Source organism: Frankia sp. AiPs1, from assembly GCF_023716945.1.
GTDB lineage: Bacteria > Actinomycetota > Actinomycetes > Frankiales > Frankiaceae > Frankia.
The window spans coordinates 1-2,357 of record NZ_JAMQQF010000742.1 but is presented as its reverse complement, the minus strand read 5'-3'; the positions used below and the strand labels follow the sequence as shown (position 1 = coordinate 2,357).

The following is a 2,357-nucleotide window of genomic DNA, read 5'->3' as shown; positions in this document are numbered from 1 at the left end:
CCCCTGGGGGCGGCGGGGGCGGCGGCGTCGCGCCGAGGGGGACGGTGGGCGCCGGGTCGACGACGGGCAGCCACCAGGCGGGCGGGGGTGCTCCGGCGGGCGGTGGAAGCAGGACGGTGCGGTGGAACTCGTGGGCGGTCAGGACGCCACCGGCGGGGGTCAGCGGGCTGGGCGTGGCGGCGACCGCCCGGCGGTAGCCGAGGGTGAGCCGCGGGCCCATCACCGCGTCGACGTCGAGGACGGCGCACATCGGTGCGCCGTCGAGGCTGCGCGCCAGGTAGAGCAGCCCGGCACACTCGGCGGCGACGGGCCCGCCGCGGGCGGCGAACGCGGCGATCTCGGCGCGTAGCCGGGTGTTGGCGGTGAGCGCACCGACGTGTTCCTCGGGGAACCCCCCGCCGATGATCAGTGCGTCGGTGTCGGTGGGCAGCGTGTCGTCACGCAGCGGGTCGATGGCGACGACGTCGGCGCCGGCGGCGGTGAGCAGCTCGACGTGCTCGGCGTAGCCGAAGGTGAACGCCGCCCCGCCGGCCACGGCGATCCGCGGCGGCCGACCGGTCCCGGCGCCTGGCCTCTGCCCGCCGTCCCCGATCGCGGTGGACGTGGCGGGAGCGGTCGTCGACGCGGGGGTGACGGCGGGGGAAGCAGCCGTAAGGGACGTGGCGGGGAGGGCGGAGGTCGCGGGGAGGGCGGAGGTGGTAGAGGTGGTGGAGGCGAGGGCCGCGGCCGGGTCCCAGGCCTCGGTGCGCAGCGGCGGGGCGGCGCGGGCCACCCGCAGCAGGCCGTCGAGGTCGCAGGAGGCGGCGACGAGCGCGCCGAGGCGGTCGACGGCGTCGAGGGCGGCCGGGCGGCGTTCGGCGGCGGGCACCAGGCCCAGGTGACGCGACGGGGTGTGCACGGACTGCTCGCGGGGGACCGCGCCGAACACGGCCATCCCGATGTCGGCCAGAGCCTCGGTGAGCAGCTCGCGGTGACGCGGCGAACCGACCCGGTTGAGGATCACCCCGGCGAGGTGGATGCGCCGGTCGAAGGAACGGAACCCGGCGACGAGCGCGGCGATGGACCGGGCCGCGCCGGAGACGTCGACGACGAGGATGACGGGGGCGTCGAGCAGCCGGGCGACATGCGCGGTGGAGGCGTGGTCGGCGGCCTCGCCGGGCTGCGGGCGGGCGACCCCGTCGAACAGGCCCATCACCCCCTCGACGACGGCGACGTCGGCGCCGCGCGCGCCGTGGGCGAACAGGGGGGCCAGGCGCGCCGCGCCGCACAGGACCGCATCGAGGTTGCGTCCGGGGCGGCCGGTGGCCAGCGCGTGGTAGCCGGGGTCGATGTAGTCGGGGCCGACCTTGTGGGGGGAGACGCGCAGGCCGCGGGCGCGCAGTGCGGCCATCAGCCCGGTGGTCACCGTCGTCTTGCCCGCGCCGCTGGTCGGGGCGGCCAGCACGAGGCGCGGCAGCTCGAGGGCGGCGCTCATCCGGCCACCGGCCGATCCGCCGTCGGCGCCGCGCTCACCATTCGATCCCCCGCTGCCCCTTCTGCCCGGCGTCCATCGGATGACGGATCTTCGTCATCTCGGTGACGAGGTCGGCGGCGTCGAGCAGTTCCTGCGGGGCCCGCCGGCCGGTGATGACGACGTGCTGGCGTCCGGGGCGGGTGCGCAGGGTCTCGACGACCTCGCCGACGTCGAGCCAGCCCCAGCCCAGCGGGTAGGTCATCTCGTCGAGGACGAGGAGCCGGTAGGTCTGCGCGGCCAGGTCGCGGCGGATCTGCGCCCAGCCCTCGGCCGCGGCGGCGGCGGGATCGCCGTCGGGGTCGACGCGGCCCTGCACCCAGCTCCAGCCCGAGCCCATCTTGTGCCAGTCGACGGTGCCGCCGGCGCCGGAGTCGGCGAGCACGCCCAGGGCGCGTTCCTCGCCGATGCGCCACTTGGCGGACTTGACGAACTGGAACACCCCGACCGGCCAGCCCTGCGACCAGGCGCGCAACGCCAGCCCGAACGCGGCGGTCGACTTGCCCTTGCCGTCGCCGGTGTGCACGATCAGCAGCGGCCGGTCGCGGCGTTCGCGGGTACTCAGCCCGTCGTCGGGGACACTGGTCGGCTGACCCTGCGGTGCCACCTCAGGCCACCCTTCCCGCGAGCGGCTGCGTCGGCGGCGGGATTGCCGGCGGCGGAGGCGCTGGTGACGGTGTTGTCGGTGACGGGGGCGGCGGGGTCAGCAGCGGTAGGGCGTCGAGCGGGATGGTGATCCCGCCGAGGGCGTGGGCGAGCCGGCCGGCCAGCCCCAGGCGCAGGAAGCCGCTTTCGCAGTCCACGACCACGCTGGCCAGCCCGCCGCGACCCGCCGCCGCACCCGGGC

General features: G+C 76.9%; 2 protein-coding genes and 1 pseudogene. All 3 read right to left on the bottom strand.

Annotated features, from left to right (window positions below; translation table 11 throughout):
• Nucleotides 1–1,474 (bottom strand): cobyrinate a,c-diamide synthase (locus ND748_RS30160; protein ID WP_251749621.1); only part of this gene is annotated, 1,474 nt, incomplete at its 3' end.
• A 34-nt stretch (nt 1,475–1,508) separates the two neighbouring features.
• Complete coding sequence (gene cobO, locus ND748_RS30155) at nt 1,509–2,117, bottom strand: cob(I)yrinic acid a,c-diamide adenosyltransferase (RefSeq protein WP_251749619.1); 609 nt, start codon at nt 2,115–2,117, stop codon at nt 1,509–1,511.
• 1 nt (nt 2,118) lies between these two features.
• A pseudogene (locus ND748_RS30150) lies at nt 2,119–2,357 on the bottom strand (protoporphyrin IX magnesium chelatase); the annotation flags it as partial.